Here is a 24,777-nt window from a genome sequence, read left to right on the forward strand (position 1 = left end):
ATAATGTCCAGGTTTGCATTATTCACAAAAAGACTTCAAAGTCACAAATATGTGGGCTTCGAAGTCTTTTTTAGATGAGGCTTAGATTGGTTAATGTATATGAAAATGTTCCTGCCACTCATTCACTCCGTCTTCCATACGATACGCCTTGAATCCCTCAACTTGCAATTTTTGCGTAGCAAGTGCCGAATAAACGCATAATGGCCCTCTACAATAAGCGACCACTTCAGCTTCCTCCGGTAACTCTCCCATTAATACGTCTAGATCTTCCATCGGCATTGAAATTGCTCCTTGAATATGTCCTGTTTCAAACTCTTCTTTGGGGCGTAAGTCAACTAAGATAATGGAGTTTTCATCTAGTTTTTTCTTTACTTCATCCATGGATAGGGTATGGATGTCATTCAAGTTGTTTAAAAAGTCATCTTTCATTCTCTTGATATCAGGAATTTGCTTCTCACTAATCTTCCATAGTGAAGAGAGAAAGTCAGTGATCTCAGGATCTGCTAGTGAGTATATGGCGTAAGTTCCTTTCTTTGTGAACTTAACAAGCTTAGCGTCCAGTAAGACCTGTAGATGACGAGAAACATTAGCTATATTCATTTCTGTACATGCGGCTAATTTCTCCACTGTTCTGGGACTTTGTGATAGTACATTCAAGATTTCAAGACGTTTATCACTTGATAGACATTTACCTATTCTAGCCAGTTGCTTATATAGATCTTCCTTGAAAAGCTTTGCACACTTTAGCATCTCTTCCATTCATTTATAACCTCACTTCAACTTGGTGATATATGTTAAGGATTTTACACTATATGTTTTGACCAATATGGCAAATCAAAAATGCTTCTCCATACACTGAAAAAAACTATGAAACCAACAATCTCTTCATAATAAGTACTATATCAATTGATGAATAGAATTTTAACATGTGTAGAGACGAAGTCAAGTTTAGTCTATTATTCTGATAAAAATAATAAGATAAAATTGCAATACTGTTTGCGAGCGATACTCTGATTTAATGAGGAGGGGAGAAGTTGGAGGAGATAACGTTATTAGTAGTATTTGCAGCAGGCGTACTCTCGTTTTTGTCGCCTTACGTATTCCCTCTCCGGCCGGCGTATGTTTCACATATATCCGATACGATGATTGCAGGGGTCGCTTTGTCGTGAATCGTAAAATTCTGGTCGTACGTTCATTGGGCTTCATCCTTGTGATTTAGTGTTATCTTTGTGATCATGGGGCTACTGCCTCCGCTATAGGTAATTTTGCTCCTTACGCAGGGATCTGATTGAGAAGGTTGGCGGACTATTGATTGTGGTGTTGGGCCTACAAATGATGGGGATACTCAAACTCAAGTTTTTAATGAGTTCTAAGCAGTTGGGAAACGGAAAAAAATACGGTGGCTGGCTTGGTTCATTTATCCTTGGCTTGGCAATTGGGGCGGGCTGGACGCCATGTGTGGGGCTCGCACTTTCCTCGATACTTGTTTTGGCAGGGTCGTCCGAATCATTGTACCAAGGGATAGGGCAGTTAGCGGTATATTCGTTGGGTCTTGGAATTCCATTCTTGCTCATTTCGCTGCTTGTTACTTTCTCTCTATCGATGGTTAAACAAGTCAATAGATTTTTTCCCGTCCTGAGCATGGGGAATGGAGTTATTATGGTCATTTTAGGTGTATTGCTATACACTAGAAACTTTCAAAAAACTGAGTGTAATGCTCGCCTAATATTCATTTTCTAAGTTTTTAACAAGCAGGAGGCTGTGTATGGTGAAAAAAATGCTTAACGGATTTGAAGGGAAATAGGGTTTTGTTAAACTTCTGGGCAACCTGGTGTCCTCCATTTTCGTACTGAAGGTTCTAGTGATGGATCAATTTGCTGTTCAAGCGTATCCGACGACTTATATGATTGGTTCAAACGGGATAGATCAGGAAAAATTTATGGGAGCGAAAACTTACGATCAGATGAAGCAATCTATGGGTAAGCTAAATTGAAATGTAGTACGTCTCGAAATAATAGGATCTCGAATAATTCCAATAAATGAGCTTGCGCATATATCTTAATATCTGCTGAGCTTAGGATGGAGGAAGTATAGTATGATGACAGTGATTCGTCATTTCAATTGGACTGTTTAGTTTATGGTTAATAATACAATCGTGGCCTCTACGATCCCTTACTAATGTGAGTTTTGAAGATTGGGACCTATCTCATCACCGCTTGCAAATGTGAAGATTCTAGATGTCAGGGATGTCAGTAAATATTCGACTGGACATATTCCGAGTTCATTAAATATTTCCTTTGGCAGACTCCCGTTAGTATGGAGCAAGAATCTTGCACCGAATGATAAAGTGATCATATTTTCCAGCAGCTTGGTTCAAAGGAAAAGCTGTTCGAATTTTGGCGTGTGGCGGGTTTCGTCACTGTATGCCGTTAAAGGGTATTATCTTTCAATGACTAGTAGGGTGAGCTGGAATTATCACCATAAAGAAGGTTATTGTAAATAAAGGGTGATGGGAGTCAAGTTAACGAAAGAACGAAACTGGTAGTTGGAGAAACTTATATAGGGTGAGGATTGTCAAGGCGGCTGACCGGAGCACGCACGCTCCATGCCGATCCGACTTACGGACGGCAATGAGGCGTCCATTATGTGAGGTGGCGAAAATGCCAGGTGCCTGTCAGTTTGCGGACTTCGGCGATCAACGTGCCGATCCCATACGTTCTGCAAATCGTAGGCAAAGGGAAAGGACAAACGATACTCGAGAATAGCGGTCTTTTATGCGTTGTTAACCTTTCTAGTCGGTTTCATTACTCACGAATTCGTAGCTGAGGCTAAAAGCATATAAAAAAATTTAATACCTGCTCTTGCATCCCATAAACAACTACTGGGAAAAATTGGTCGTCTACTGGTTTAGGTTATGATCTTAAATTGCGGTTTATTTAGTAACCATCTTAATAGGGTATGTAGCCTTTCTTGTAATAGTTTACTTGTGGTATTATATAATATATTTGCTCTTATCATAAACAATTGGAATTTTGAAAGATATTCTTTAAAATGCTATTTTATTTGAACATCCAAATAGAAAGGTATTTGATTATGATATTCATTAACAAAAAAACTATTAATAAGCTAACTGAATCGCATAGAGAACCTAACATGCTTATCTGCTATTCAACTCCTCAAAGCCTTTCGGCTTGGACAAGTCGAGCTATATTACTCCTGAATAATGATAAAATTATTATCCTTTTCCTGAATCTATTTTCCACTAAAGTAGTACAAAAAGTTGAATTTGAAGTAGCTGATTTACAAGAACAAAAATATCATTCCATATATCTGTCTTCTGCAATATGGTCATTTAACAGTAAAGGACAGCATTGGAGGTTCAAGATAATCAAAAAAATTATACCTCTTGGCTCTATGCAAAGGAATTTTCTAAATTTCTTGCAACAAAATATTTTAAATTAGCGACTGAGTAGATCACCGATCTTCGAAAACATGTGCCCTTCCAGACGAAGACGAACAGCCAGGTATCTTTCGTAAAGTCGTTTATCTGAGGTCTCTTTCATGGTTCTTTTCATTACCCAATAGGCGATTGAAATAATGTTGTTGGTTTGTTAATTGCGTGTTATTATATCAAATGAATTTGACAGGTTCCCAAATCTTTGTTAGAGTTTCAATCAAATACGTATAACCTTTTCATGGGATGTTACCGATAGGGCATAACCTGAATTGGCTTGTTTACACTGTAAGTGTATACAGGCTGGTTTGGGTTTTTTTATTGTCTATCACCCTTCGCTACCCCTTTTATCACACATTTGGAAGGAGATTGTTTATGTCCAGTTATATTTTCCCTAAAGACTTTTTATGGGGAGGTGCTCTTGCTGCCAATCAGGCCGAGGGTGCTTACTTGGAAGACGGTAAAGGATTGAGTCTGGTGGATCTGCTGCCTACCGGAGAGAAGAGAAGAAGCATAATGAAAGGAAATGTTCCCTCGCTGACTCCTCTTGAAAGCGAATTCTATCCTTCCCACGAAGCCATTGATTTCTATCATCACTATCGCGAGGATATTGCGCTATTTGCAGAAATGGGCTTCAAGGCGCTGCGTGTTTCCATTGCCTGGGCTCGTATTTTTCCAACGGGAGAAGACGCTACTCCTAATGAAGCAGGTTTGCAATTCTACGATGATTTGTTCGACGAGTTGCATAAACATGGCATTCAGCCAGTCGTTACCCTCGCTCATTTTGACGTGCCGGTAGATCTGGTCGAGAAATATGGAAGCTGGCGGAGCCGGAAGCTGGTAGGCCTGTTTGAAACCTATGCCAAAACAGTATTCACCCGCTATAAGGATAAAGTGAAATACTGGATGACATTCAACGAGATTAACATGCTTCTCCATTTGCCGTTTCTCGGTGCCGGGCTTGTTTTTCAAGAAGGTGAGAACGTTAAACAAATTCAGTATCAGGCTGCACATCATCAGCTTGTCGCAAGTGCGCTGGCTGTTAAAGCGTGTCACGAGATTATCCCGGATGCCCAGATTGGTTGTATGCTTGCTGCCGGCAGCTTCTATCCGTATACATGTAATCCCGAAGATGTATATCAGGGCATGGAAAAAGACCGCGAGTCCTACTTCTTTATTGATGTACAGTCACGCGGCGAATATCCTGGTTATGCGAAGCGCTTCTTCAAGGATCATGGATTAAACATTGAGATGGAATCAGGCGACGCAGCCATCCTGAAAGATCATACCGTTGACTATATCGGATTCAGCTATTATTCGAGCCGGACGACCAGCACAGACCCGGAAATCGTCAAGAACATGACCAGTGGTAATGTATTTGGCTCCGTAGCCAATCCATATCTGGACAAGTCCGAATGGGGCTGGACGATCGATCCCAAAGGATTCCGCATCACAGCCAACCAATTGCATGACCGTTACCAAAAGCCACTGTTCGTAGTGGAAAACGGTTTTGGTGCCAATGATGTGGTTTCGCCTGAAGGAGAAGTTAACGACGATTACCGGATCGACTATCTCAAGCGGCATATTGCCGAAATGGGTGAGGCTCTTCAAGACGGAGTCGAAATTATCGGTTACACAAGTTGGGGACCTATTGACATTGTCAGCGCTTCCTCAGGAGAGATGAAAAAGCGCTATGGTTATATTTATGTGGACCGTGACAACGAAGGCAACGGTTCGTTGAAACGTATTAAAAAGAAAAGCTTCCACTGGTACAAAAATGTAATTCATTCCGACGGCGAAAATCTGGGCGAATAATCGTACCACCAGTAAATAGGATCGGACGTCCCGGGCCCACGGGGATTTCCGATCTCCGTTTCTTCATTGAAAGCGTTGACAATCGTTCCTCTTCGGGCTATACTTGACGCAATTCCATCATTTTTAGGATTGTTACTGCGTAGCAGGCAAAACCTAAGCCACGAATAAGCGGATGTTACAGTCTTGTTTATTTGGCGTGCTTCGGTTTTTTTCTGTTTACAATAAAGAGGATGGAGCATGTGTGGCTCTTGCTGGCATATGGAACGGGGGATCAAGATGAACATAGCAAAGGTCATTAACAACAATGTAATCAGCGTCTACCAGACGGACGGCACCGAACTGGTGGTGATGGGTCGGGGGATTGCTTTTAAGAAAAAGCCTGGAGACAAAGTAGACGAAACCAGAATTCAGAAGGTATTTGCTCTGAAAAACAAGCAGACGTCCGATAACTTTAAAATGCTGTTGCGTGAGGTACCGCTTGATTTGATTGTGATTGTGGAGGAAGTCATTAATGACGCCAAGCATAATCTGAATAGAAAGCTGAACGAAAATATTTATGTTTCGCTGACTGATCATATCAATTTCGCTGTTGAAAGATACCGGGAAGGATTGGAAATCAAAAACGCGTTATTGTGGGAAGTCAAGCAGTTGTACAAAGAAGAATTCGCGATGGGTCTGAAAACGTTGGAACAAATCAAACAAAGGCTCGGTATTGAACTGCCTGTGGACGAAGCGGCTTATATTGCGATTCACATCGTGAATGCTGAAATGAACGAGGAAGTCATTACGACCATGAGTATCACGAAGTTTATCCAGCAAATTATCAATATCGCAAAATATCATTTTAAGGTGGAGTTCGACGAGGACTCTCTGAGCTATTTCCGTTTTATTACGCATCTGAAATTTTTCGCCCAGCGCGTATTTAAGGGAAATCACTACGAAAATAACTATGATCATTTGTATGACATGATTAAGGAAAAACATAAGGAAGCGGCTGCTTGTACAGAGAAAATCGGAGCTTTTGTGCAAAAAGAATACAACCACGAATTGACGAACGAAGAAAAGCTGTATCTGACCGTGCATATTGAACGGGTGGTGAACAGATAAGTCGAATGTTTTCAACGAAAAAGGATCAAGAACAGACGATTAAAAGTTTTTGTTGACAAATATGGTATAATGATTATATTATGAGAGTAACAGGAATTTAATAAGTTTTAACTGGGATTGTTACTGGTTATGCAGGCAAAACCTAAGTCATGAAAAATTGCGGGACTAAAGTGCCCACCATTTTTCAAGGCTTAGGTTTTTTGTGTGCCTAAATATGTAAAAAGCCCCTTAGAACATGGAGGTGTCCATCATGAGTTATGAAAAACTGGCTAAGGAAATTGTACACCTGGTAGGTGGCGAAAAAAATGTAGTATCGCTCGTTCACTGCGCCACACGCCTGCGTTTTGTGCTAAAAGATGAGGCAAAAGCGGACAAGGGAAAGTTGGAAAAAACCGACGGAATTATCACTGTGAAGCAGAGCGGTGGTCAGTTCCAGGTTGTAGTCGGCAACAAAGTACCAGAGGTATATAATGCAATCGGCAATGTATCCAATATCTTGAATGAAACTGGAAAAGAAGATCATTCAGCTAAAGGCAACAAAGGATTTGGTGCCGTAATCGACGTAATTTCCAGCATTTTTGCACCTTTGCTCGGAGTTATGGCGGGGTCCGGTATTCTAAAAGGTCTGCTGCTGATTGCGAGCAACCTTGGCTGGTTGCTACCGAAAGACACTACCTATATGATTTTGTATGCTGCGGCCGACAGCTTGTTTTATTTCCTCCCTCTCTTGTTAGCGGTTACAACGGCACGGAAATTTGGAGGTAATATCTTCGTTGCCCTGACCATTGCCGGAGGGTTGCTTTACCCGACCATTGTTACGCTAAAAACGGAAGGTACACCTACGGACTTTTTCGGTATTCCTATTGTTATGATGAGTTATTCATCTACCGTTATTCCGATCATTTTAGCCGTCATCGTCATGAGTAAGCTGGAAAAATGGTGCAATCGAGTGATCCATGAGAGCGTCAAAAACTTTATTACACCTTTGGTTCTACTTGTAATTATGCTTCCTCTAACCCTGATCGTGTTTGGTCCAGTCGGGGTGTATGTGGGCAACGCGATCGCTACTGCACTCGTTGCTGCATTTAGCTTTAGTCCATTGCTAGCTGGGGCAATCCTCGGTGCTTGCTGGCAGCTGCTCGTTATCTTCGGTGTCCATTGGGGCCTCGTACCTGTATTCATTAATAATATTGCTGTTAATGGCAGAGACGGAATCAAGCCTTCCGCTGCGGCTTCTATCTTTGCTCAAACCGGCGCTGCGTTCGGTGTTATGCTGAAAACCAAAAATAAGAAGCTGAAAACGCTGGCGGGTTCCGCTACACTTACCGCTTTATTCGGCATCACGGAGCCAGCAGTTTATGGGGTTACGCTGCCGCTGAAACGTCCGTTTATTGCAGGTATTATCGGCGGCGCCGTTGGTGGTGCCATTATCGGTCAAGCGGGAACGCAAGCATTTGCCTCCGGCGCACCTGGATTACTGACCTTGCCAATCTTTTACGGCCCTGGTGGACAAGGATTCCCGGGATTGATTTTAGGGATTACCGTTTCATTCCTGGTGTCGGCCATCTTGACTTATATTTTAGGTTTTGAAGATCCAGTTGAAGAAGAGGAAACTACTAACAATTCGGCTAAAGAATCGACCTCTACAGTTGTTGTTTCTAATGAAGAGGTACTCAGCCCAATTGAAGGAACTGTGGTCGCTTTGTCGGAGGTTCCCGATCCTGCATTTGCTTCGGAAGCTATGGGCAAAGGGATCGCCATCCAACCGACAACGGGCAGAGTCGTGGCCCCGTTCGATGGAACCATCACCGTGGCGTTCAAGAAAAAACATGCGCTTGCAGTTGTTTCGCATCATGGCGCAGAAGTTCTGATTCACGTCGGAGTAGATACGGTCAAGCTGGATGGTAAACATTTTACGTCCCATATCAAAGAAGGCGATCAGGTGAAAGCTGGGGACCTACTGCTTGAGTTTGATGTTGAGCAAATTAGGGCAGAGGGTTATCCTACGATTACGCCAGTTATTATTACGAATTCTTCCGAATATACTGAAGTCCTTCCAATCGCTCAAGGAGAGGTAACGGAGCAGGCCCCGCTGTTGAAACTGTCTAGCGCTCTGAATGAGAAAGAAAGCATTGCCTAAATGTCTTAAGGACAAGGCTCTGATGATCCATATTCCCGGATCATCAGAGCTTTTTTGTCGTCATTTTATGTAGCCGGTAAGCTCACTTGTAATTGACAATATGTCAATTAAATTAACTTGTATGGGGGTAAAAACTAATCTATAATTTTTTTGTAATTATGCAAATTTTCTGAAAACATAGACTAGAAAATCAATTGATTGATCAGGAGGAAATACAAGGAATGTTAGAGCAGTGGGCAGAGGCAGTAAACGGCGTCATTTGGAGCAATCCTGTGGTATATGTCTGTTTGGGCGTGGGGCTATTATTTTCGATCATGACTCGATTCCTACAAATCAGGCATTTCAAAGAGATGATCCGTCTAGTATTTAAAGGGAAAAGTTCCGAGGCAGGTGTATCCTCCTTTCAGGCCTTTACGATGGCACTATCGGGGCGTGTAGGGACGGGGAATATTGCTGGGATTGCTTTGGCGGTTGGTATGGGTGGACCTGGGGCGATATTTTGGATGTGGGTCATGGCCTTTATCGGATCGGCTACAGCTTTTGTAGAATCCACACTGGCTCAGGTGTATAAGGTAAAGCGAGATGGTCAGTACCGGGGCGGTCCAGCCTTTTATATTGAAAAAGGGACAGGCTTAAAATGGTTTGCCGTCATTTTTGCGGTTGCTGCGTTGGTCGCGATGTGTTTACTGATGCCGGGAACTCAATCGAACTCCATTGCTGTAGCTTTTCACAGTTCGTTTGGCATGGATATGAAGGTTTCAGGGATTCTAGTGGTCATTTTGCTGGCGCTTATCATTTTTGGTGGTGTAAAAAGGATTGCCAATGTGGCTCAGGTTGTCATTCCGTTTATGGCACTCGGTTACATCCTCGTCTCTTTCTACATTATGATGACGAACATTACTGCACTTCCCGATGTATTTTCGCTAATCTTTCGTAGTGCCTTTGGCGTGGATTCTGTGTTCGGCGGTATGGCAGGGACGGCGATTGCTTGGGGTGTAAAGCGGGGGATTTATTCCAACGAAGCCGGACAAGGCTCTGGTGCGCATCCGGCAGCCGCTGCGGAAGTATCTCATCCGGCGAAGCAGGGGCTGGTCCAGGCATTTTCTGTGTACGTAGATACCTTTTTGGTCTGTACGTCTACGGCTTTTATGGTTCTGTTCACAGGTATGTATAACGTGAAGGGACCCGGTGGCGATTTTATTGTGCACAATCTTCCCGGTGTTGAAGAGGGGACCCAGTATACACAGGCTGCTATTGAGTCGGTATTTCCGGGCTTCGGCTCCAGTCTGCTGGCAATTACATTGTTCTTTTTCGCATTTACAACCATTATCTCTTATTATTACATCGCAGAGACAAATATGGCCTATCTGGTTGCAGATTATAAAGCAAAGTGGCCCATGTTCGTCCTAAAGCTGGTTATTCTGGGTTCGACGTTCTACGGAACGGCGGTCAAGGAATCGGCTCTGGCGTGGACACTGGGGGATATGGGCGTCGGTATTATGCTCTGGGTGAATCTAATCGCCATGATTCTGCTGGCCAAACCTGCTTTCCGCGTGCTCAAGGATTACGAACGGCAGCTAAAGCAAGGGCTAGATCCGGTGTTCGACCCGGAGAAAGCAGGTATTTCAAATGCGGAGTATTGGTCAAAGGAATATCAGCCTCCTGCAGATGAGTTGACGATCACCGCTGAACCGAGCAAACTTCAAGCCTAAGTAATGATAGCTAAGTAAGATCAAAGGTGACTCCGCGGGGAGTCATCTTTTTTTCGTTATCTTGCCTTTACATTCCAAGAAGGGTACATATGTTCACTATTTAGTCTATAATTTAGACAGAAGGATTTTGAATAGTCCTGCCATGGATATGTGGGGAGGCCACATTTGCATCAGAGAGGTGATTTGAATGAGAACATGCGATTTATCCATAACTGACGATAAGTGGAGAGCTATTGTAGAAAACGACAAGTCTTATGATGGGGTATTTTTGTACGCTGTGAAGACAACGGGAATATTTTGTCGCCCCTCCTGCAAATCCCGTCCTCCCAAAAGAGAAAACATCCGTATATTTAAAACAGCAGAGCAGGCATTGGCCGAGCATTTCCGTCCATGCAAAAGATGCAAACCGACAGGACAACGATTGCCTGATCATGAATGGATCGCACTGGTTACAGAATACGTGAATTCTAACTATATGAAGGACTTAACATTGCACATCCTGGCTGAAATAAGCCATGGAAGTCCGTATCATTTACATCGTACCTTCAAGCGGATCATGCATCTAACTCCGATGGAATATATACAGCAGACCAGGTTGGAACAAGCGAAGAAGCTGCTCATTTGCTCAGATATATCTGTTGCGGAAGTGGGGGAGAACGTAGGTCTGTCCAATACACCTTACTTTATTACGTTATTTAAAAAGAATACAGGCTACACCCCATTGCAATATCGCCAACTCAAATCGAAAGCGACACAAAATGGAGGTACACAGCATGGCACAGCAAATGAATAAAACGATCTATTGGTCATTGTTGACACATGAGAATTGGAATTTATATATTGCAGCTACATCGGAAGGACTATGTTACGTAGGTTCGCCCAATCAACCTGTAGAGGAATTGTTTTCATGGGCGGGAAGACGATTTCCCGGCAGTCCTTTAGTTGAAGAGGATGCTGCTTTACAGCCCTATGCCAAGGAGCTGATTGAATATCTCCAAGGGGAGCGCACCCAATTTACATTGCCCTTTGATTTTCATGGGACTGCGTTCCAGATGGCGGTTTGGAATGCGTTGTGTGATATTCCGTATGGGGAAACACTATCCTATTCAGATATTGCCAACGCTATTCAAAAGCCAGCCTCTGTTCGTGCGGTGGGGGCTGCCATCGGTGCTAATCCGATTTTGGTCACGGTTCCTTGTCATCGGGTCATTGGTAAAAATGGAGCTATGACCGGATATCGTGGTGGTTTGGACATGAAGGTGAAGCTTTTGCAGCTCGAAAAGGAAAGTGTGGCATCGGTTCAGTATGAAAAATGAGTATTACAAATCCCCCAAGACTCTTTTGAATAAAGGGACCGGCTTCTTGTCAGGGTATACACATTCGTTGAACCCATATACAGGTTGTACCTTTGGTTGCTCGTATTGCTATGTACGCCAATTGCCAGTCTCCACATTTCGGAAGGAAGCGTGGGGGACATGGGTTGATATAAAAAATCAGGCGGCAGATATTCTTCGCAAGGAGCTTCGTAGAGCCAAATCCAAAGGTAAAGTCACGATTTTCATGTCGTCAAGCACAGATCCTTATCAGCCTGCCGAGTATAAGGAAGAGGTGACCCGGTCTCTGCTGGAGGTGATGGTGGAGGATCAACCTGATTTTCTCTTTTTACAGACGCGCAGTCCACTGGTACGGCGGGATACTGATTTACTGCTCCGATTGGGGGATCGTGTTCGTGTGAGTATGACTGTAGAAACAGACCGAGAAGATATACGCAAACATTTTACTCCGGAGGCTCCTCCCATCCAGGCTCGTCTCCAAACGCTACATCTCTTAAAGGAGGCAGGTGTACCGACGCAAGCTACGATTGCTCCGATGCTTCCAAGCAGTGAACATTTTGCAGACAAGCTGTTGCCTCTGGTCAACCGTGTCTGTATTGATGATTATTTTATGGGAGATGGCAGTGGGGGGAGACGAACGCGTAGCTTGAAAATGGGTGTGCTGTACGAGTCATTGGGGCTGGAAGAATGGTATCATCCTGCTGCCTATAAGGCGGTTTATGAGCGTTTTCTTCATGTTTTTCCGAAGGAACAGCTCTACGTGAGCAAAGAAGGTTTCGAACCTTGATGTAAAAGCAGTCCATGCCATTGAATCAAGAGTGAACCATATAAGGGGGCAGCGGGAGAACGAATGCAAACCGTAATGACCAAAAACTTTGACTATGGGGAAAAGGAAATCAATTATCTAAAAAACGTAGACACCGTACTTGGTGCAGCGATGACGCAAATGGGCAAGGTAGAACGTGTGATCATTCCCGACCTGTTTGCGGCGCTCGTTCATGCGATTGTGGGACAGCTTATATCGGCCAAGGCGGTTCAGACCATATGGGCAAGGATGCAGGAGAAGTTAGGCGTGATCACTCCCCAAAATATAGCCGTTCAGTCGGCTTTAGATATTCAAAGCTGTGGCATCACCATGAAAAAGGCCACATGTATTCTTAATATAGCCCAAACGATCGAGCAGGGCCTGTTGGATTTACAGGAATTATATGAGCTTTCCGATGCACAGGTGATCCAGAAATTGTCCTCGCTGCAAGGGATAGGACCTTGGACGGCTGAAATGATGCTGATTAATTGTATGGAGCGTCCAGATGTCGTCAGTTGGGGCGATATGGCTATTCGACGGGGAATGATGAAGCTGTACCACCTAGATACATTGACCAAGCAGCAATTTGAGGAGTACCGCCGAGTCTATTCGCCTTATGGTTCGGTGGCCTCCATTTATTTGTGGAGTATTTCATTTCGTTAAGAATCAGGGAGTGGAAACGATGGAGAAAACAATTAGAGAACAGATACTGTCATACGTGGATGCGGATTTTCAGAAATTCACAGCTGCATTGCTTCCGACGATTAATAATGTGCTGGGTGTACGTCTACCAGTGCTGCGTAAGCTAGCTCAAGATATTGCCAAAGGGGATTGGCGCCTCTACCTGGAGACCGCTGAAAGTGAACACTTCGAAGAAGTAATGCTGCAAGGTATGGTGATTGGTTCTGTAAAAACAGATATAGAGGAAGTTTTGAGCTATACCGCCAAGTTTGTTCCTAAAATTGATAATTGGTCCGTATGTGACAGTTTCTGTGCCGGATTGAAAATCACGAAACATCATAAAGAACGAGTATGGGAGTTTATTCAGCCCTATCTATTCTCCAAGAAAGAATATGAAATTCGGTTTGGTGTGGTTATGCTTCTTAATTTTTATATTGAGGAACAGTATATGAAGCGGGTGTTTACTTTACTGGATCAGACCCATCGCGAGGATTATTATGTACAAATGGCGGTAGCATGGGCGGTATCGATCTGTTATATCAAGCTACCTGAGGTAACCATGGCGTATTTAAGTCATAATACATTGGATGACTTTACCTTCAACAAAGCACTGCAAAAAATAACGGAATCATATCGGGTGGATCAGGCAACGAAAACGACCATTCGCAGTATGAAGCGAAAAAGAAAATAGGATCGGCTCCCACCTGTAAGTGTTATACTGAAAAAAATGCGTATATGAAAACGACAGGAGGGGAGTCAGTGAATTCGATCTCGCTGGGAGTACTTGTTGTGGATGATGAAACTAGACAGCGTCGAGGCCTGGCTGCCATGGTCAGGGATCTACGTCCCGAATACGAGGTATGGGAAGCCAAGAACGGGAAAGATGCTCTGACCATTTCGTTATCCAAACCGATCCAAATCGTTTTTACAGATATTCAAATGCCGATCATGAATGGACTTGAATATCTTCAACAATTGAGGACATTCGGTCAGCATGAGACCAAAGTTATTTTAGTGACAGTCTACCAGGAATTTAGCTATGCACAGCAGGCGGTGAGGTACGGAGCGAATGATTATTTGGTGAAACCGGTGCAATCGCAGCAACTTATTGAAGTGATTCAACATATGGAGAAGATCATTGTAGAGGAACAGGAAGCACTGAGTGGGAATCAAACAGCGTTGAATCAGATCGAGCAGAGTATGCCTGCGTTTGTGGAGCATTTGTTTAGCAGGTGTGTGACAGACAAATTACAGCCTAACGAGAAAAGCCTATTAAAGAGTCACTTTGGATGGCAGGGGGTAGGAGAAGTTCTCGCGTTGGGAGCATCCATAGCCCACCCGGAGGATATACATATGTGGGATTCTCAGCTCCGTAATACGGTTGTTGAAATATTGCGGCCTTGGGCGTCTTCTGTCGTGTTTCCACTCGAATCCCGTGAAGACCATGTGGTTGCAGTGGTAAATTGGAAGGATAGGGCTGAAGGCAAGGAGGCCAAAAGTGCACTTCAAGCTGGGCTGAAAAAGTTGGAGCAACAGCAAGCGATTTCAATCTGGTTTGCTTGGGGTCAGCCTTTTAATTTTAATGAAATGCAAATAAGCCAATCCCACGAAAAGGCCGTCGCTCTGATCTCCATGCGTTTTTATACACCTCACATCAGATGTTTGAACCTTGTCGTTTCAGATGATGAGCAGCCAGTACAGGAAATGAGCGCACACGAACAAATGGCCTTTTTTAAATTTATTGAAAGCGCTATCTCTAGTGGAGAGCCCGATCAGCTATTGGATCGGGTGCAGAATTTCATTGGACCAATGACGCTAGGGTATCCTGCACCTGAAGCGCTTAAAGCAAAATTGGTACACCTTCTGTTGGTTAGTTTACAACGGTTAAATATAGGGTGGAGTGAGGAAGTCTACTCACGTTTCTCGGAACGTTTGAACAAAGCTGTCGAAGAGGCCACCTGTCTTCGGAATCTTGAGGATGGTGTTGCAACATGGTTAAAAGAGCTGATTCTTGAGCTTCATAGCGGCTCCAAAGGCGATCCCATTATGAAAAAGTGCAAGGAATTTCTAGATGCACATCTACATGAAGACCTTAGTCTGGAGATCGTGGCCCGGCGCTTCCACTATAATGCGTCCTATTTTAGCATTCTGTTCAAAAATTATTTTGGGCTCTCGTTCACGGAATATATGGTGAAGCTCAGAATGCAAAAGGCTCAGTACTTACTGCTGCATACAGACGCCAAGGTCGCAGAAATTAGTAGACAGGTTGGTTATAAAGATATCAAATACTTTTTTAAAGTGTTCAAAAAAAACGTAATGCACACACCGGAAGAATTTCGTAGGAAATTCAACTGATTGTTAGGTGAAAGGAAGATACGATGCGCCAAGTTAAATATATGTATCAAAAATTTTTGGACAGTAGCTTTCGTACGAAATTGATGCTGTCCTATTTTTTGTTGTCTGGTTTTATCGTTTTGATCCTAGGTTTCGTTTACTTTGAAACGAGCGCACGGAATATTACTACAAATGTAACAGATAGCGTTACAAGTGTTCTGCGTAGTAATAACCAGTTGCTGGATAACAAGCTGACAGCTATTCAAAAAACGGTAGATATGATTCCAATCGATCATGACCTTCTTCAAACTATTACGAACGTGGATACTACGGATTCTTCATCGCTGTTACGAGCTGATCGCAGCATTACAAAAATTTTGTACAGATACTTTGGCAATATGGAGGAAGTATACGCTTCCCAAATTATGACGCAAAATTATGCATATGGAAGCACTGATCGGATGTATATTCCTGTTCAGCCGTTCTATTCTTCTCTGTTGGCAACAACGGCGGTGAAAGCAGAGGGGGCTACCCAATGGATCCCCGCTTATTCGTATGCCGATACATTCCATCAGCAGGATTTAAAACGAGGCTCTTATGAGTTTAGTTCTTTATTTGCTGTAGTAAAGCAGCTCCATTTGACTGCATTAGATGATGCAGGAACCTTCCATACGCTTCCGGAGGGAAAGGAAAAACCTATACTTATATTGAATTTTCGTCCTGACTTGTTAAAAGGGGGTTTTGAAGATTACGCAACCCGCAGCGGATTTGCACATCTATCCTATGGCATGATTCATGATAAAAACGGGATGGTCATGAGTTCAGATAGACAGCAACAAGTAGGGGAACCCGTGGCGGATTGGCTTAAGGATGCCATTACTTCGGAACAAGGGATGAAAATGGTAAACGTTAAAGGTCAAAGCATATTACTGGTTTACGAAGCCATGAAGACGACGGGCTGGGTATCTTATATAGCCATACCTATGGAAGATGTATTGGGACATCTGTCAACGATTCGCACCTACACGGTGTTTTTTTTAGGTTTTATGATGCTCGTTGCTGTTATTCTTGCTTATTTACTGTCTGTTTATATCAGTAAGCCCATCACGGATATGAAACAGGCGATGAAAGTAATGGAGAAGGGACATTTTGATATTCGAATTCCTGTACGTGGCTATGATGAATTGGGAGATCTGGTAATTCGATTTAATCAAATGAATGAAAAAATTAAAGATTTAATCGAGGAAAATTACAAGTCACGTCTACGAGCCAAAGAGTCGGAGTTAATGGCACTTAATTTACAGCTTAACCCCCATTTTTTGTATAACACCTTAACGACCATGTATTGGATCGCGTTAGAACATCAACAGCAGGAGCTGGGCCAATTGATCATTAGTCTGGCGGAAATGCTGCAAATTACTACTCGAAACAAAAACGATACATGGAGCTTGGAAACCGATCTGAATTGGCTGGAAAAATACATTTATATTATGCAGAATCGCTTTGAGGACAAGTTCAAGGTGGAATATGATATTGATCCCATTTTGCTTCAAATGGAAGTTCCCAAACTTTTCTTGCAGCCTTTTGTGGAGAATTCAATTATTCACGGCTTCGCGGAAATGGAATCAGGAGGTCTGATTAGGATCACAGCCTGGATTGAGAAGCAATTGGTGTGTTTTAAAGTGGAGGATAACGGATTAGGAATTCAAGCAGATCATATACGCCGAATTCAAGCTGGAGAAATCAGATCAACGGGCATTAAAAATGTAGACAGAAGAGTACGGCTATTATATGGAATGGAATATGGAGTTACGCTCCACTCGCCAGCAGGTAAAGGGACATTCGTCCTGATTCGCATCGGAGAAATTCATAGATCTAATCAAATGACACCAATCCAATGAGAGTACGACTTTTAAAAATGTAAGCGTTTGCTAAAATAAGTTTAGTGACGAAGCAACAAACGAAAAGATAAAAAAATAACCGGTTTGGGGGCGTTACTCATGTTAAAACGAAAATTATGGATCGTCTGCATGTGCTTGATCGTTGGGCTTATGTCAGCCTGTAGTTCAAATGAGAGCAGCAGCAAACCAGTTGATTTGCAGGGTCACGAGCAAGTGACACTGACCTATGCCAGTTGGGGGAGCACCAATGAAAAGAAGGTTCAGCAGGAAATCGCTAAAAAATTTACAGAGAAATATCCGTGGATCAAAATCAACTATATGCATATCCCCGGAGATTACGTTACCAAATTAACGACGATGTTTGCTGCCAATCAGGCACCCGATGTATTTCCCATTTATAAAGCACAGGCTCTGCAATGGGCTGAACAAGGCAAACTATATAATTTAAATGAATTTTTGAAGGAGGATAAGGAGCTAACGAAGGAAAGTCTTATTCCTAATTCAGTCATCTATTGGGATAAGGACAAAGTGGCAGGGGTCAAGGTAACTGAGGAAGCTTTCGCCCTCTATTACAATAAAGATTTGTTTGATGAGGCTGGTGTTGCTTTGCCACCAGTAAAGGCTGAAGAGGCTTGGACATGGGAGCAGTTTTTAGAGACAGCACAAAAGCTCACCATTGATAAAGCGGGAAATAATGCGCTCAGCCCCAATTTCGATGCAAGTAACATTAAACAGTATGGAGTTCGGTTTGATACATGGATGTGGCATTTGCTTGTGCCTTCCAATAACGCAAGTGTCATTTCAGACAAAGGGGACTCGCTTAATCTTGAGAGCCCTGATGTGATTGAAGCTGTTCAGAAAATGGCTGATCTGATCAACGTTTATCATGTAGCACCGTCGCCGACGCAGTCCAAAAATATACCTTCCCCGGCCGTAGCACTGCAAAGTAAACGTGTAGCGATGGATCTGGATGGACAGTGGGTTCAATTGGATCTTGGAGAATCGAAAGTGAATTTTGGTGTAGGCGTGTTGCCTAAACTGAAGAGCAGCAAAACGATCCTGTTTGGCGAACCGGAAGTGATTTCTGCCAAAACCAAACATCCTAAAGAAGCATGGATGTTTTATAAATTCTTGCTGGATGCTGAAAGCGGACTTGACATGCATTCCAGCGGATTGTGGATGCCTGTCATGAAAAAGTGGTACACCGAACCAGACTTGATTAGCAAATGGGCCGATGTCAAACCAGGTCATGCCGATGGTTACCGTGATGCTGTCATGAACCAAACGCTGCATAACGGTGTTAATTCTTACGACTATTATCTGAAAAACTCGGAAAAAATCAATGCCATCATTAACCCGGCGCTGGATCAGGTATGGCTAGGAAAGAAAACGGTGGAGCAAGCATTTAGGGAGGTTTCCGCAAAGGCCAACGCGGAATTTAAGGGGACGTATCCAAAAGAATAGGGTGAGTGTTTTGACAGAAAGAGAGGGATAGAATGCAATCATTATCTTCTATTCGTAAGAAGGAAAATGGGTTGGGGTGGCTTTTTGCCGCCCCTGCTATTCTCGGCTTTGTCATTTTTGTTCTGGGACCGATGATCGCTAGTCTCTGGTTCAGTCTTACCGATTACAAGGTTGCTTCACAAGCCCATTTTATCGGTCTGGATAATTACGTCCACTTATTTGACGGTACGGATCAATTTTTTTATAAATCACTCGGGGTTACGTTTTATTATGTGTTTCTAAGTGTGCCCCTGCAAATTATTGTAGCTTTCTTTTTAGCGATATTACTTAATCAAAAGGTAAAAGGTCTGGCTTTTTTCAGGACTGTTTTTTATCTCCCTACCATTGTGCCACTCATAGCATCGTCTATGATCTGGATGTGGCTGTTTGATCCGGATCTTGGCTTGCTAAATGTGGTGCTGCGTGCGCTGCATTTGCCCGAAAGTCAGTGGATCTATAGCGAAGGGTCGGTAGTTCCTACGCTGGTTTTAATGAGTTTGTGGACCGTTGGAGGAACCATGATTATTTTTCTGGCAGGCTTGCAAGATATACCTAGACATTATTATGAAGCCATTGAAATTGACGGTGGAAATGCTCTTCATAAGCTTATGTATATTACAATTCCATTGACATCGCCCACTATTTTTTTTAATACGATTATGGGCTTTATCGGTGGGTTTCAAGTGTTTGTTCAGCCTTACGTCATGACTCAGGGCGGACCCAATAACTCCAGCTTGTTTTATACCTTTTATTTGTTCCGCGAGGCATTTACCTTTTCGAATATGGGTTATGCCTGTGCTATTGCTTGGGTGCTCTTTATTGTCGTTTTGGTATTCACTGCCTTTCTGTTCAAGACAGCCCGAAAATGGGTGTATTACGAAGGCGGGGGGGCATGAAGATGAAAAAACGCGGTTGGAGTGGGAGCAGGGTGTTACTCTACACAGTTCTCATAGTAGGCTCCCTGTTTTGTATGTTTCCTTTTTACTGGCTGGTGCGAAGCTCCATGATGGATTTAAGTCAGATTTTTTTGATCCCGCCGAAATGGATTCCAGAGCCTTTTGTACTCGAGAATTTTTTACAGCCGTTTGAAGAGTTATCGTTTGGACGCTATTTTATGAATACATTTATCGTCGTTGCGGGTACTTTGGTGGGTGTACTTCTGTCGAGTACCATTTCTGCCTATAGCTTTGCGCGAATGAGATGGAAGGGAAGAGATAAGGTATTTGCTCTATTATTAAGCAGCATGATGCTTCCGTTTGCAGTCACACTGATTCCGTCATTTATTGGTTGGCAGGCATTAGGCATGGTTAATTCGTACGTTCCATTGGTATTACCTTCGTTTTTTGGTGGAGGCGTTTTTAATATTTTTTTGCTAAGACAATTTTACATGACTCTACCGCGAGAACTGGATGAAGCTGTATTTGTGGATGGAGGCAATCATTTTACGATTTTTACCCGTATTATTTTGCCTTTGTCGAGGTCGGCGATTTTGGTCATTGGGTTATTTACGTTTTTGAACACATGGAATGATTTTATGGGACCGCTGGTTTACCTTAATGATGAGAGCAAATTTACGTTGGCGATTGGGCTACAGCAGTTTCAGGGAATATATTCGGCTCAATGGGGCGTTTTGATGGCCGCATCTTTAATTGTAGTCTTGCCTGCTATTATTCTGTTTGCCATAGGACAGAAGTATTTTATGGAAGGGATTGCCTTGACGGGGATTAAAGGATGAGGACAACTGCCAGGTACGCACTTTGCTTTTTTTGGAATCTAATAATAAAATGGAAGTAACTTTCGAAAAGGAGATGACGTGAATTGGCAGAGCAAGTGCGTCTTGGTAAAACAGATTTATATGTAAAACCAATCGGTTTGGGTGCAAATAAAGTGGGAGGACATAATCTCTTTTCCGATTTGAATGATGAAACGGGCAAAGAAGTTGTTCGCACAGCTTTGGACAACGGCATCAATTTTCTGGATACGGCTTTTATTTATGGACCTGAGCACTCGGAACGGTTGATTGGTGAGGTACTGAAAGAGCGTGGTCAGCGTGATAAAGCTGTTATTGCCACGAAGGGTGCACACAAATTCGTAAACGGAGAGGTCGTTTTTGACAACTCGCCTGCTTTTTTGCGTGAATCCGTCGAATCCAGTCTGAAAAGATTGCAGACCGATTATATTGATCTGTTTTACATCCATTTCCCGGACGAAACTACACCGAAGGCAGAAGCAGTCGGAGAACTGAAGAAGCTCAAGGACGAAGGCAAAATCAAGGCCATTGGTGTATCTAACTTCTCCATTGAACAACTTAAGGATGCGAATAGTGACGGTTATGTAGATGTGCTTCAATCCCAATATAATTTGTTTCAACGGGAAGCTGAGAAGGATCTGCTGCCTTATACCAAGGAAAATGGTATTTCGTTTGTGCCTTATTTCCCGTTAGCTTCGGGATTGCTGGGGGGTAAGTATACGAAAGACATGACCTTCTCGGACATCAGAGCGAAAAATCCATTGTTTCAGGGCGATGCATTTGCTCGTAATTTGGACAAAGTGGAGCAGGTACGGGAGATTGCCAATGCGTTGAATGCAGAGGTTGCTCATGTTGTACTCGCATGGTATTTGACCCGTGATTCGATTGATGCCCTCATTCCAGGGGCGAAGGGGCCGGAGCAGGTGCTGGCGAATCTGAAGACGCTAAATGTCCAATTGAGTCAGGCTGATATCGAAAAGATTGACCATATTTTCAAATAATGAGTGCACCTTATATTTGCATTTATATATTTGTTCCATTTAGAGAAGCTGCCGGACGGGCGGCTTCTTTTTCGTGTACAGCTCGCATATCCTTGTAGGGTAAGTTCAACGCTGCGGGGGGATCGGATGATGAGAAGACCGCAATGGCACAGCGCACCCAACAGAAGGCGACGCGGCAGACGTAGGTTTTTTTTTATTGTGGCACTGGCGCTGTTGGTAGGGATCATACAGATGGCTGCTTATGTGGAGCAGCATTTGAAGCCGCCCATGATGCACCTGGCAAAAGTGCGGGTTAAACAAATGGCGACGGAGGCTATTAATTCAGCAATTACAGCACAGGTAGAGCAGGGGAAGACAGCTGATAATTTGATCGAATGGAGAACGGATGCACAAGGGAGAACCTCCGGTTTTGTTCTGAATTATGCGGAACATATGAGAATTACGTCAGATACGCTCAAAGCAGTCAAGGCAACGATGGACAGCATGAGCCATTTTGATGAGAGCGTTCCGATTGGTCAGGCATTGGGCAGTCCACTGTTGGCAGCTTATGGACCAACGGTCCCCCTAAAGGTGGAGCCGCATGGAGCAATCAAGGTGGATTTAAATACCCGTCAACAGGATGCGGGCATAAACATGATCTTGGTGGAAGTGTACATTCGGATTACGACGGAAGTGTCCGTGGTTATACCGTTTGAGATGCAACCTCAGATTGTGGAGACGGAAATTCCGGTTTCTTATTTATTAGTGGTAGGCAACGTTCCGATGTACTACTATGACAATCAGGGTAAACCAGTGGGTAAAAATGGTGCAGCCGCTCCGCAGTTGGCGTTGCCTCCCCATTCCATAGAGAGTAGCGGCGCTATAGATCCCACCATAGAAAGTGTTCCAGAGGCACAGGAAAACCAAAACACCTCTAGCCAGTCCCCAACGCCATAGAGCGGAGGGGACTGACGTGAGCTGCCTAGGAAAAACAAAAGGGACCCTATGAGGAGGTCCCTTTTGTTTTTCCTGTTTTGAGCGCTTTGCGTTCGGACTGCTCCCACTGTCTTAATAACGGATACGGGTCAAAGGACCAATCTGCCCAACCATTGTCACGATATATACCATAGTGCAGATGCGGTGGAAACTTGCCTTGGGTACCGGGTTTTCCATAGCCCGAGCTTCCGACCCAGCCAACCGTCTGGCCGGGTGTAACGATGTCTCCGTTGTGGACGGTTTTGTCAAAGCCGGAAAGATGCGCATAGTAGTGATAGCGGTTGTTGAGATCTCGGATTCCGATTCGCCATCCGCCGAAGGGATTCCAGCCCTTCATCTCAACTACACCGTAGCAGGTACTGCGAACTGGAACTCCATAGCCAGCAAACAGATCAGTTCCTTCATGTATCCGGTAGCCGCCCCAGCTGCGACGGCTTCCCCATGTGCTGCGGTAGCTATAAATGCTGCCTAAAGGAAGGGGGAAAGCTTGACTGACCAGATCCAGCTTGCCATACGTCCGATACAGCTTAGCAAACTGCTGAACTCTTTGAACTGCGCGGCTGTTATGGTAATATTCCCAAACGGCAATACCAAATTCATCCTCGTTGTTTCCATACTTTCCGAGATAAGATGCGATGCTGAACAGCAGATCCTTGTCATTATTACGGTCAGCGATTCCATCACCCGAACCGTCTTGTCCCAGCCCGGAAAATAGTTCAATGGAACGCGGATTTTGATCCTCCGAATCAGGGTTCAACATGCCGGACCAGACTGGTCCCGTGATGAAAATACCTATGATTCGTTCCGCATGCTTCCGATCCTTGGGATGGGCCACCGTAAGTGTGCGTTCATACTGGTCGATAGCGGCCAGTCTGTACCAAGGAACTCCAGTCAGGGCTTCGATGGAATGATATAAAGCCAGCCTGGACGTATACAACGAAGACTGAGCATGTGAAGCATCTACATTTGCGGTCAGGTTGCTTTCGGCGGACGAGGACTGTAAGTGATTGGCAAAGGCATGGGCAGGAAGCGGACAGGCCGTTGTCAGTGTAGTAGCACATAACAGCAGCGATAACAGACGAACAGCTCGGGCTGTCCGCGTAGGGTAAGGCACGTGAACCGACCTCCTATAAAGGGCTTGATCGCCCGATAAATTCTAGGCCCGTATACAATAGCGTGAATAGGGCGCTTTTGTTTAGATTGAGCCATATCCGCCGCTTTTATCCATGTAAAGAGTTTACTTTTTCCGGCATCAATGTCATATCAAAAAGGGAACAATGAATGGAGGTTTTTCCATGGCTTTCATGTTATAATGTATGGCAATGACAGCTTAAGCTTATCAGAAAGAAGGTCTATGCCATTGTCTAGAAAAGTAAAGGAAGCTAAGCCCGACTGGATTCGTATTAAACTTACGACAGGCGATAACTATCAGGAAATCAAGAGCATGATGCGTTCCAAGACATTACATACCGTATGTGAGGAGGCACGATGCCCTAATATATATGAATGCTGGGCCAATAGGACAGCTACATTTATGATTTTGGGTGATATTTGTACGCGTGCGTGTCGTTTTTGCGCAGTAAATACGGGAATGCCTACGGAACTGGACTTGCAGGAGCCTGAACGCGTCGCGGAAGCGGCTGAAAACATGAATTTGAAGCACTGTGTCGTTACCAGTGTGGCTCGCGACGATTTGAAAGATGGGGGCGCTACTATATTTGCAGAAACGGTTCGTGCGATTCGCCGCCGATTACCTCTTTGCAGTGTAGAAGTATTGATTCCCGATTTTATGGGCGATATTGAATCGCTGCGAATCGTCATGGATGCCAAACCAGATATTCTGAATCATAATATTGAAACGGTGGAGCGTATGTCCGACAAGGTTCGGGCTAAAGCGAAATACCGTCGCTCTCTGGAGCTGCTTCAACATGCGAAGCAATTAAATCCGGCTATTCCAACGAAATCAAGCATCATGCTAGGTGTCGGAGAAGAGTGGGACGAGATCTTACAAGCCATGGATGATCTGCGTAAAGTCGATTGTGACATTCTGACAATTGGTCAATATTTGCAGCCGTCCGAGAAACATTTATATGTGCAAAAATATTATCCACCGGAAGATTTTGCGAAGTTAAAGGAAGAGGGATTACAGCGGGGATTCAGCCACGTTGAATCTGGACCGTTGGTCCGCAGCTCCTACCAAGCGCATGAGCAGGTGAAGTCAGCTGCTCAGCATAAGGAAGAAGGCGCCCTTTCGCAGGCTTGATC

Annotated in this window: 23 protein-coding genes; 21 read left to right on the forward strand and 2 right to left on the reverse strand. The window is 43.8% G+C overall.

The window, feature by feature from the left end; genetic code table 11:
• Positions 1-90: 90 nt before the first annotated feature.
• Positions 91-759 carry an ArsR/SmtB family transcription factor gene (locus tag NLX73_RS16070; RefSeq protein ID WP_250266647.1) on the reverse strand — a complete coding sequence of 223 codons (669 nt, stop codon included), beginning with the start codon at positions 757-759 and terminating at the stop codon, positions 91-93.
• 275 nt (positions 760-1,034) lie between these two features.
• On the opposite strand from NLX73_RS16070, the gene NLX73_RS16075 reads away from it, so the two are divergent.
• The 20 genes from NLX73_RS16075 (at position 1,035) to yunB (ending at position 22,473) form a co-directional block, all read left to right on the forward strand.
• Positions 1,035-1,169, forward strand: a complete 135-nt coding sequence (locus NLX73_RS16075; RefSeq protein ID WP_155729708.1) for a cytochrome c biogenesis protein CcdA — start codon at positions 1,035-1,037, stop codon at positions 1,167-1,169.
• A 145-nt stretch (positions 1,170-1,314) separates the two neighbouring features.
• Positions 1,315-1,740 carry a cytochrome c biogenesis CcdA family protein gene (locus tag NLX73_RS16080; RefSeq protein ID WP_254326839.1) on the forward strand — a complete coding sequence of 142 codons (426 nt, stop codon included), beginning with the start codon at positions 1,315-1,317 and terminating at the stop codon, positions 1,738-1,740.
• A gap of 124 nt (positions 1,741-1,864) precedes the next feature.
• Positions 1,865-1,993: a hypothetical protein gene (locus NLX73_RS24985; RefSeq protein ID WP_302055448.1), complete on the forward strand. Its 129-nt coding sequence runs from the start codon at positions 1,865-1,867 to the stop codon at positions 1,991-1,993.
• 231 nt (positions 1,994-2,224) lie between these two features.
• Positions 2,225-2,503 (forward strand): rhodanese-like domain-containing protein, encoded by a 279-nt coding sequence (locus NLX73_RS25160; protein ID WP_367997113.1) that lies wholly within the window; start codon positions 2,225-2,227, stop codon positions 2,501-2,503.
• Between the two features lie 1,326 nt (positions 2,504-3,829).
• Positions 3,830-5,269, forward strand: a complete 1,440-nt coding sequence (locus tag NLX73_RS16085) for a 6-phospho-beta-glucosidase (RefSeq protein ID WP_061829882.1) — start codon at positions 3,830-3,832, stop codon at positions 5,267-5,269.
• 276 nt (positions 5,270-5,545) lie between these two features.
• On the forward strand, positions 5,546-6,376 hold the full coding sequence (gene licT / locus NLX73_RS16090; RefSeq protein ID WP_061829908.1) for a BglG family transcription antiterminator LicT: 831 nt from the start codon (positions 5,546-5,548) through the stop codon (positions 6,374-6,376).
• A 250-nt stretch (positions 6,377-6,626) separates the two neighbouring features.
• Positions 6,627-8,516 (forward strand): beta-glucoside-specific PTS transporter subunit IIABC, encoded by a 1,890-nt coding sequence (locus NLX73_RS16095; protein ID WP_254326686.1) that lies wholly within the window; start codon positions 6,627-6,629, stop codon positions 8,514-8,516.
• Between the two features lie 221 nt (positions 8,517-8,737).
• Positions 8,738-10,228 carry an alanine/glycine:cation symporter family protein gene (locus NLX73_RS16100; protein WP_254326687.1) on the forward strand — a complete coding sequence of 497 codons (1,491 nt, stop codon included), beginning with the start codon at positions 8,738-8,740 and terminating at the stop codon, positions 10,226-10,228.
• A 187-nt stretch (positions 10,229-10,415) separates the two neighbouring features.
• A complete protein-coding gene (locus NLX73_RS16105; RefSeq protein ID WP_254326688.1) occupies positions 10,416-11,021 on the forward strand; it encodes a bifunctional transcriptional activator/DNA repair enzyme AdaA in 606 nt (201 codons plus the stop codon).
• On the forward strand, positions 11,002-11,544 hold the full coding sequence (locus NLX73_RS16110; protein ID WP_190297933.1) for a methylated-DNA--[protein]-cysteine S-methyltransferase: 543 nt from the start codon (positions 11,002-11,004) through the stop codon (positions 11,542-11,544). Before NLX73_RS16105 ends, NLX73_RS16110 begins: the two co-directional genes overlap by 20 nt.
• Positions 11,534-12,349, forward strand: a complete 816-nt coding sequence (locus NLX73_RS16115) for an SPL family radical SAM protein (RefSeq protein WP_254326689.1) — start codon at positions 11,534-11,536, stop codon at positions 12,347-12,349. Before NLX73_RS16110 ends, NLX73_RS16115 begins: the two co-directional genes overlap by 11 nt.
• Before the next feature lie 63 nt (positions 12,350-12,412).
• A complete protein-coding gene (locus NLX73_RS16120; RefSeq protein ID WP_069290353.1) occupies positions 12,413-13,030 on the forward strand; it encodes a DNA-3-methyladenine glycosylase family protein in 618 nt (205 codons plus the stop codon).
• A 19-nt stretch (positions 13,031-13,049) separates the two neighbouring features.
• Positions 13,050-13,739 carry a DNA alkylation repair protein gene (locus tag NLX73_RS16125; protein ID WP_103049958.1) on the forward strand — a complete coding sequence of 230 codons (690 nt, stop codon included), beginning with the start codon at positions 13,050-13,052 and terminating at the stop codon, positions 13,737-13,739.
• Positions 13,740-13,807: 68 nt separating this feature from the next.
• The gene (locus NLX73_RS16130) at positions 13,808-15,403 is read left to right on the forward strand and encodes a response regulator (RefSeq protein WP_254326690.1); all 1,596 of its coding nucleotides are present in this window, start codon (positions 13,808-13,810) and stop codon (positions 15,401-15,403) included.
• Between the two features lie 23 nt (positions 15,404-15,426).
• A complete protein-coding gene (locus NLX73_RS16135) occupies positions 15,427-17,283 on the forward strand; it encodes a histidine kinase (RefSeq protein ID WP_254326691.1) in 1,857 nt (618 codons plus the stop codon).
• A 99-nt stretch (positions 17,284-17,382) separates the two neighbouring features.
• Complete coding sequence (locus NLX73_RS16140; RefSeq protein WP_061829872.1) at positions 17,383-18,747, forward strand: ABC transporter substrate-binding protein; 1,365 nt, start codon at positions 17,383-17,385, stop codon at positions 18,745-18,747.
• 32 nt (positions 18,748-18,779) lie between these two features.
• Positions 18,780-19,682 carry a carbohydrate ABC transporter permease gene (locus tag NLX73_RS16145; RefSeq protein ID WP_069290350.1) on the forward strand — a complete coding sequence of 301 codons (903 nt, stop codon included), beginning with the start codon at positions 18,780-18,782 and terminating at the stop codon, positions 19,680-19,682.
• A 2-nt stretch (positions 19,683-19,684) separates the two neighbouring features.
• On the forward strand, positions 19,685-20,521 hold the full coding sequence (locus tag NLX73_RS16150; RefSeq protein WP_254326692.1) for a carbohydrate ABC transporter permease: 837 nt from the start codon (positions 19,685-19,687) through the stop codon (positions 20,519-20,521).
• An 83-nt stretch (positions 20,522-20,604) separates the two neighbouring features.
• The gene (locus NLX73_RS16155; RefSeq protein ID WP_254326693.1) at positions 20,605-21,537 is read left to right on the forward strand and encodes an aldo/keto reductase; all 933 of its coding nucleotides are present in this window, start codon (positions 20,605-20,607) and stop codon (positions 21,535-21,537) included.
• Positions 21,538-21,666: 129 nt separating this feature from the next.
• A complete protein-coding gene (gene yunB / locus NLX73_RS16160) occupies positions 21,667-22,473 on the forward strand; it encodes a sporulation protein YunB (RefSeq protein WP_414126568.1) in 807 nt (268 codons plus the stop codon).
• Positions 22,474-22,519: 46 nt separating this feature from the next.
• Here the strand turns inward: yunB and NLX73_RS16165 are convergent, their stop codons facing one another.
• Positions 22,520-23,626, reverse strand: a complete 1,107-nt coding sequence (locus tag NLX73_RS16165) for a M23 family metallopeptidase (RefSeq protein ID WP_254326694.1) — start codon at positions 23,624-23,626, stop codon at positions 22,520-22,522.
• Between the two features lie 246 nt (positions 23,627-23,872).
• Between NLX73_RS16165 and lipA the strand changes: the two genes are divergently transcribed.
• Entirely contained in the window at positions 23,873-24,775 is a 903-nt protein-coding gene (gene lipA / locus NLX73_RS16170) for a lipoyl synthase (protein WP_069290345.1), read from the forward strand.
• The last annotated feature ends 2 nt before the right edge of the window (positions 24,776-24,777 follow it).

Source organism: Paenibacillus sp. CH40 (assembly GCF_024213605.1).
Lineage (GTDB): Bacteria > Bacillota > Bacilli > Paenibacillales > Paenibacillaceae > Paenibacillus > Paenibacillus polymyxa_B.

Bases quoted from the DNA above. Each gene is read 5' to 3' on its own strand.
- NLX73_RS16070 (WP_250266647.1), bottom strand. From the start codon at position 759: ATGGAAGAGATGCTAAAGTGTGCAAAGCTTTTCAAGGAAGATCTATAT.
- NLX73_RS24985 (WP_302055448.1), top strand. From the start codon at position 1,865: ATGGATCAATTTGCTGTTCAAGCGTATCCGACGACTTATATGATTGGT.
- NLX73_RS16085 (WP_061829882.1), top strand. From the start codon at position 3,830: ATGTCCAGTTATATTTTCCCTAAAGACTTTTTATGGGGAGGTGCTCTT.
- licT (WP_061829908.1), top strand. From the start codon at position 5,546: ATGAACATAGCAAAGGTCATTAACAACAATGTAATCAGCGTCTACCAG.
- NLX73_RS16095 (WP_254326686.1), top strand. From the start codon at position 6,627: ATGAGTTATGAAAAACTGGCTAAGGAAATTGTACACCTGGTAGGTGGC.
- NLX73_RS16100 (WP_254326687.1), top strand. From the start codon at position 8,738: ATGTTAGAGCAGTGGGCAGAGGCAGTAAACGGCGTCATTTGGAGCAAT.
- NLX73_RS16105 (WP_254326688.1), top strand. From the start codon at position 10,416: ATGAGAACATGCGATTTATCCATAACTGACGATAAGTGGAGAGCTATT.
- NLX73_RS16110 (WP_190297933.1), top strand. From the start codon at position 11,002: ATGGCACAGCAAATGAATAAAACGATCTATTGGTCATTGTTGACACAT.
- NLX73_RS16115 (WP_254326689.1), top strand. From the start codon at position 11,534: ATGAAAAATGAGTATTACAAATCCCCCAAGACTCTTTTGAATAAAGGG.
- NLX73_RS16120 (WP_069290353.1), top strand. From the start codon at position 12,413: ATGCAAACCGTAATGACCAAAAACTTTGACTATGGGGAAAAGGAAATC.
- NLX73_RS16125 (WP_103049958.1), top strand. From the start codon at position 13,050: ATGGAGAAAACAATTAGAGAACAGATACTGTCATACGTGGATGCGGAT.
- NLX73_RS16135 (WP_254326691.1), top strand. From the start codon at position 15,427: ATGCGCCAAGTTAAATATATGTATCAAAAATTTTTGGACAGTAGCTTT.
- NLX73_RS16140 (WP_061829872.1), top strand. From the start codon at position 17,383: ATGTTAAAACGAAAATTATGGATCGTCTGCATGTGCTTGATCGTTGGG.
- NLX73_RS16145 (WP_069290350.1), top strand. From the start codon at position 18,780: ATGCAATCATTATCTTCTATTCGTAAGAAGGAAAATGGGTTGGGGTGG.
- NLX73_RS16150 (WP_254326692.1), top strand. From the start codon at position 19,685: ATGAAAAAACGCGGTTGGAGTGGGAGCAGGGTGTTACTCTACACAGTT.
- yunB (WP_414126568.1), top strand. From the start codon at position 21,667: ATGAGAAGACCGCAATGGCACAGCGCACCCAACAGAAGGCGACGCGGC.